Here is a 6,299-nt window from a genome sequence, read left to right on the forward strand (position 1 = left end):
CGGAGTTACCGCACGTCGACGTAGTCGCCCGTGGCGTTGACCGCCGGGGTGGTCGTCGTGCCGGCGAAGCTGAAGCGCCAGTAGCCGTCGTACTGGGCGGTGGCGGTGGCCTTCAGGTTGCCGTACTTGTCGGAGTACACCGTCTTGACCGTGGTGTAGGTGCTGGTGCCCGCCTTGCGGAACTGGAGCTTGACCGGCTGGTTGGTGTAGCCGTGGTAGGCGTTGTCCTCCCAGTTGGCGCGGGACAGCTTGCCGGTGGACGTGATCGTCTTGCCCTTGTAGACGGGCTCGGGGCCGGCGTTGACGGTCAGCTTGGAGTACCGCTGCACCTTGGTGCTGCCCAGGCCGCCCTGCATCTTCTCCTTGCCGTCGCTCGTGACGGCGAGGGCGCCGGCGCCCCAGGTGCCGGCCTCGGAGTTGAGCAGGTCGCCGTCGGCCGGGCGGATGGAGATGACGCCCTTGCAGTTGAGGACGGTCGACGAGGCGGCGGTGCAGGTGGCCGGGTCGTCGCTGATCAGGACGTTGTCCGCGGTGTCCAGCGAGGAGCCGTGGTAGATCAGCGGACCGGTGGCGAAGTTGTCCGAACTGGTGTCGAGGTCCGCGGCGTGGGTCACGGTGTAGGTGACCGGAACGCTGACCACGTTGGTCGTGCCGACGGCTATGTTCTTGCCGCTGTTGACCTTGACGTTGGAGAAGGTGACGTCGAGGGTCGACGCGGTGGTGCCCGATTCGGCCTCGGTCGAGGCGGAGCCGAACGCCGCCTTGCCGGACGGCGCGTCGGCGGCCTGCGCGGCCGGGACGACGAGGGCGGAAAGGGCCAGGGCGCCGGCGACGGCGGCCACAGTGGCTCGGATGTGCATGTGTTCCCCAGGTGGAGAAGTGATCTAGGAGTCTGTTGACTCACGCGATCAGATCCACGAGCCCGCGATCAGGTTGTAGGACCCGGTCCGGGTTTTGCCGCCTCATCCGCAACGTTTGACACACCCATGGGACAGACGGCACCGCCGGCCCCGGAACGGATCCCGTGGCCGGCGGTGCCGTCTGTGTGAGGCGGTGTTATCGCACGTCGACGAAGTCACCCGCGGCGTTGACGGCCGGGGTGGTCGTCGTGCCCGCGAAGGAGTAGCGGAAGTAGCCGTCGGTGGAGGCCTTGACGGTGGTCTTCAGCTCACCCGTGCTGTTCGACTTGATGGTCTTCAGCGTGGTGTAGGTGTCGGAGCCCTTCTTGCGGAACTGGAGCTTCACCGGCTGGTTGGTGTAGCCGTGGTACTTGTTGTCGTCCCAGTTGGCCCGGGACAGCTTGCCGGTGACGGTGATGGTCTTGCCCTTCTTCACCGGCTCCGGGGAGGCGTTGACCGTCAGCTTCGAGTAGCGCTGGAGCTTGAAGGAGTTGGTCGGGTCCGTCACCGCGACACCGACGTTGTCCAGGTTCGGGTTCTCCGGGTCCTCGCCGTTGAACGCGACCGCGAAGCCCGCGGCCTTCCAGGAGCCGGCGTCCTCGTTCAGCAGCGCGAACGGGTCGATCTCGACGGTGGCCTTGCAGTTGGCGACGGTCGCGGAGGAGTCGGTGCAGCTCGCGTCGTTGCTGTCGAAGAAGAAGATCGACTCCTGGAACGAGGCGCCGCGGTACAGCTCGACGCCCGCGAAGAAGTCGGCCGCGTGGATGTCGACGTCCGCGCCGTGCGTCAGCTTGAAGGAGACGGGCACCTTCACCAGGTTGGTGGTGCCGACCGCGATGTTCTTGCCGTTGTTGACCTTGACGGAGGAGAAGGTCGCGTTCATGGCGTACGGGGTGCCGTCCGCGGCGGCGGCGAAGGCCGACCGGCCGGAGTCGGAGTGGACGACCTCGCTGGCGGCGGCGATGTCCGCGGGAACCTTCGGCTCGGCGGCCTGCGCGGCCGGCACGGCGAAGGCGGAAAGGGCCAGGGCACCGGTGACGGCGGCCACAGTGGCTCGGATACGCATGCGTTCTCCAGGTGGAGAGGGGCCCCGGCGCTCATCGTCGGCTCCTGGGGCCCAAGTGATCGTGGAGTCTGTTGACTCACGTGATCAGATTCGCGAGCAAGGCGCTTGGTTGTACGAGAAGTGAAAAATTCGTGCGAGAGTTTTCACCGAACGACCAAGCGCCGCCGCACGCTTCAGTCGAACCACCGGTCCCGCGCCAGCTCCTCCGTCCGCGACGGGTCCTCAAGCAGTGCCGCCACCTCGAACCGCCGTGGCCACTGCCCCGCCGCCCAGGCCAGCCCCGCGGCGACGCCCTCCAGGGTGGCGGCGTGCAGGACGTCGTCGTCCGTCAGGCGCCAGTCGATCTCCACGCCGTCGACGACGAGTTCCTCGTGCTCGATGTAGGAGGAGGGAGTGCGGGGGCCGAGCAGGACGCGCACCGCGTCCGGGACGTCGTGCTCGGTGCCCTCGGAGGTGACCCGCCCGGTGACCGACTCGCTCAGGCGCCGTACCTGGAAGAGTTCGGCCAGTTCGGCGGCCCGGGACGGGCGGACCGGCAGCAGGGGGACGCCGGCCGTGAAGGGCAGCAGGTCCGGTGAGTCGCACACCACGGCGTCGGCCGCGTCCACGACCTCCACCCGGCCGTCGATGACGGCACGCAGCTCGTCCGGGAGGGTCACCTGCTCCGGGTCCAGTTCGGCCAGGGCCCCGTACAGCGCGTGCAGTTGGGCGTCCGTCACCTCCCGCCGGGGGTCGGCGAGCCGGTCGAGGAGTTCGGCGGCACCGCCGGGCTCGTCCAGCAGCGCGGCGACGGACGTCCGCACGCCCAGCGCCCGCAGCACCTGCTCGTCCTCGAAACCGGTCGCGTCGGCCTCCTCGTAGAGACCGCGCAGCAGCGGGTCGCCGCCGGCGGCGCGCAGGCCAGCGGGGCGGCGGCCGTCCAGCACCGGGTTCCCGCGCAGCCACCACGCCGTGTACGGCCGTACGACCTCGTGCGTGCCGTCCGGCAGCAGGACGCGCACGGTCTGCACGATCGCGTCCCGCAGGGGCGGCTGCGACAGCAGGGACAGGGCCTGGGACCACTTGTCCTCGTCGACCAGGTCGAGATCCCGTACGGCGATGATCTCGGTCGCGACCGGCGGCACCGGGCTGTCCGGGAAACGGTCGAGGACGTCCTCCGCCCACACGTCGACCGCGTCCAGCAGGCCCGGGTCGTCGGGCTCGGCGAAGTCGCCCTCGCGCGGCTCCAGTTCGTCGGGGTCGAGGACCACGTCGGTGGCACGGACGAGCGCGAAGTTCACCAGCACCCCGCAGGCGGCCAGCGGCTGCTCACCCCACTTGGAGGCCAGCTCGGCGTCCACCGCGGCCAGTTCGCCCTCGCGCATGACCTGGGCAAACGGGCCGCCGGGGAAGACGAGTTCGCAGGCCGGGGCCGGTTCGCCGTCCTCGTCGGGCAGGGCGAGCGCGCCGAGCCAGGGCTCGTCACCGGGCTCCAGACCGGCGTCCCGCACCAACGCGAGGACGGTGTCGGCCAGTTCCTCCGCGCCGAGCGCGTCCTCCTCCCACAGCACGCCGCCCTCGTCGTCGAGCGACGCGGCGACGGCGGCCCTGACCTGCGGGGTGGTGAGCACGGCGCGCGGGGTCGCGGGCAGGGCGCCCAGCTTCTCCAGGATCGGATGCGCGGCGTCCGGGTGGGCGACCTTCAGACCGAGCCGGGCCAGGATCTCCGGGTCGATACGGGTGGTTTCCGGGCTGGGCAGGAGGACCTGCCGGGGTCCGATCGTCGTACGGCCGTCCGCGAGCGGCACCGGCAGGCCCGACAGCCGGTCCGGGTCGACCCCGGCCAGGCTGTCGTAGAGCCGCCACCACCAGCCGGGCTCCTTCTCCAGCCCGGCCAGCCGGTCGATCGCCTCGGTCAGCGGCACCCGGGCCACGCCCAGGGTGCGCAGCTCCGCCCGGCGTTCGAGACCGGCGGGCAGCAGCGTGGGCAGCACCTCGGCGAGCACCCGGACCGTGTCCGCGCCCGCGCCCTCGACGACCTCGGCGTCCCGGGGCCGCAGCGACTCGGGCAGCTCGTCGCCGTCGTGCTCGCGGCGCTCGACGGCGGGCGGCAGGAACGCCGGGTGGGCGGGCGGGAGAAACGCAGTGCGCGGCAGCCGCTCCAGGATCGCCTGGCGCAGGGCGCCGTCCAGCTCGCCCTTGCCGAGCGGCCCGGGCACCAGGTCGATCAGCCCGGCCGTCACCGGCCGCCAGTCACCGAGGAGTTCGGCGTAGGAGTCGGCCGCGCGCTGGATGAGGAAGTCGGTCAGCGGGCCGGGGGCGGCGTGCCGGCGGGTGGAGTCCAGCGGGAACGAGGCGATGAGCAGGGCGGGGACGCCGAGCGGCTCGTCGCTGGGGGTGGGGGCGTGCACGACCGGGCTGGTGCGGGGCCGGGCCGGGCTGCCGTCGGAGTCCACGGGCACGGCCCAGGTGACCGACCAGTGGGGGCGCAGCCGCTCCTCGACGGGCCGGTCGGCGAGCAGCTCGGGGGTGAGGGGGCCGTGGGCGGCGGCGGTGCGCCAGTAGGTGACGCCGTCGCCGGAGTCGTCTACGACGGTGAAGGGACCGTCGGTGCGGCGGGAGATCGTCCGGGGGCTCTCGCCGTTGATCTCGACGACGACCTCTTCGAGGCCGGCGAGGGTGAGCAGGAGCGCGTCGTCGACCGCCCGCAGCAGGCGTTCGGCGAGGTCGGCGGCGGGGGTGTCGCGCAGCGGCAGGATGACGGCGGTGTCGTACGGGTCGGGGGCGGTGCCCTCGGCGGCGAACGGCAGCCGCAGCAGCGGCACATGGCCGTCGCGCCGCCGGATCTCGTCCCCGAGGCCGGGGCTGTGCCGGGCGGTGTCGGCGGCCAGTTCCCGGGCCTCGGCGAGGGACCAGCGGACACCGCCGTGCCGACCGACGACGGCGGGCTCGTCGGTGACGGCGAGGACGGCGGCGAACCCGACGCCGAACCGCCCGACGGCCTGCTCGTGGGTCTCCCGCTTCGCCGACGCGCGCAGGGTGGACAGCGACTCGACCCCGGCGGCGTCCAGCGGCGCGCCGGTGTTGGCGGCGACGAGCACGCCATCACGGAGGGTGAGCCGCAGCCGGCCGGGCGCCCCGGCCCGGGCGGCGGCGTCGGCGGCGTTCTGCGCGAGTTCGACGACGAGCCGGTCCCGGTAACCGCCGAGAACCAGGTCCTCCTCGGCGTTGGCGTCCTCCCGGAACCGGGCGGGGCTGGTGGCCCAGGCGTCGATGACGCCGCGCCGCAGGCGTGCCGTACCGAACGGGTCGGCGCCCTCGGCGGCGGGCCGCACGAACTTGCTGCTCACGTTCCTTCTCCTCATCGACGAGAGGACGAAGGTACCGCCTGGGGAGCGGGGGTGCGCGCGCCGTCCGGCCCCGGTTCAGCTCCCGGAGGCGAACGTCACGAAATCCGCCCATGCGGCGGAGGCGACGGCGAGCCGGGGACCTTCGGTGTGCTTGGAGTCGCGGATGTGGACAGTGGCGGGGGTGGTGGCGACCTCGACACAGGAGTCACCTTCGCTGCTGCTGCTGTAGCTGCTCTTGAACCAGCTCAGCGCCACCTCGACGCAGGAGTCACCCTCGCTGCCACTGCTGTAGCTGCTCTTGAACCACACCAGGTCTATGTTGCGGATCATGTTTCCCCCAGCAGTTGCTCGATGAAGGCCGTCGACTCACGAGGAGTGAGGGCCTGCGCCCGGATGATGCCGTACCGCAGTTCCAGGATACGGAGCTGCCTCGGCTCGGAGACCGGCCTGCCGTTGGCCACCACTGGTGAACGCCCCACCGCCGAACCATCCTCGAACTTCAGCACCTCGATGCCACCGTCCACACCGGCGTGCTCCTCGCGGTCCATCGGCATCACCTGAAGCTCGACGTTCCGCAACTGTCCCGCCTCAAGCAGGTGTCAGCTGTCGGCGCAGCACCGCCCGGTCTCCCAGGGGACGCCTCAGCGTCCACTCCTCCAGGACGAAACTGATCTCGGGCGCCGGATCCCGTTCGAAGACGGCCTTGCGGGCCACCCGCGCCGCGATGAACCGCTCCACCTCCTCCTCGGTGTACGCGGGGCGCCGCATCAGGAGCAGCCCGCGTGCGTACTCCGGCGTCTGCAACAGCCCGTGGACGTTCAGCGGGTCGTAGAGCTGGAGCTCGACCGCCTTGGCCTCCATCTGCGCCAGGTCCCGCACCTTCTTCGGGTACCGGACCTTCTTGACGTCCTCCCACGTCGCCGCGATGAGCCCACCCGCGCCCAACACCTCGTCGGCCTTGACCAGATACTCCTGGCGGGGAATCCGCTTCCCGCCCTCGATCTT

Annotated in this window: 4 protein-coding genes and 1 pseudogene; all 5 read right to left on the reverse strand. The window is 71.3% G+C overall.

Annotated elements, in window-relative coordinates:
- Positions 1–5 precede the first annotated feature (5 nt).
- Complete coding sequence (locus tag GTY47_RS11580; protein WP_029180896.1) at positions 6–860, reverse strand: hypothetical protein; 855 nt, start codon at positions 858–860, stop codon at positions 6–8.
- Between the two features lie 196 nt (positions 861–1,056).
- Positions 1,057–1,965, reverse strand: coding sequence for a hypothetical protein (locus tag GTY47_RS11585; protein ID WP_029180897.1), 909 nt, complete (start codon positions 1,963–1,965; stop codon positions 1,057–1,059).
- A gap of 173 nt (positions 1,966–2,138) precedes the next feature.
- Complete coding sequence (locus GTY47_RS11590) at positions 2,139–5,309, reverse strand: hypothetical protein (RefSeq protein ID WP_029180898.1); 3,171 nt, start codon at positions 5,307–5,309, stop codon at positions 2,139–2,141.
- A gap of 60 nt (positions 5,310–5,369) precedes the next feature.
- Positions 5,370–5,624, reverse strand: a complete 255-nt coding sequence (locus GTY47_RS11595) for a DUF397 domain-containing protein (protein ID WP_010035877.1) — start codon at positions 5,622–5,624, stop codon at positions 5,370–5,372.
- Positions 5,621–6,299 (reverse strand): annotated as a pseudogene (locus GTY47_RS11600) (DUF5753 domain-containing protein); the annotation flags it as partial. The pseudogene GTY47_RS11600 and the gene GTY47_RS11595, both read right to left, overlap by 4 nt.

The organism is Streptomyces sp. SID5464 (assembly GCF_009862985.1).
Taxonomy (GTDB): Bacteria; Actinomycetota; Actinomycetes; order Streptomycetales; family Streptomycetaceae; genus Streptomyces; species Streptomyces chartreusis_D.

Coding starts and splice junctions, on each gene's coding strand:
- GTY47_RS11580 (WP_029180896.1), bottom strand. CDS start 860: ATGCACATCCGAGCCACTGTGGCCGCCGTCGCCGGCGCCCTGGCCCTT.
- GTY47_RS11585 (WP_029180897.1), bottom strand. CDS start 1,965: ATGCGTATCCGAGCCACTGTGGCCGCCGTCACCGGTGCCCTGGCCCTT.
- GTY47_RS11590 (WP_029180898.1), bottom strand. CDS start 5,309: ATGAGGAGAAGGAACGTGAGCAGCAAGTTCGTGCGGCCCGCCGCCGAG.
- GTY47_RS11595 (WP_010035877.1), bottom strand. CDS start 5,624: ATGATCCGCAACATAGACCTGGTGTGGTTCAAGAGCAGCTACAGCAGT.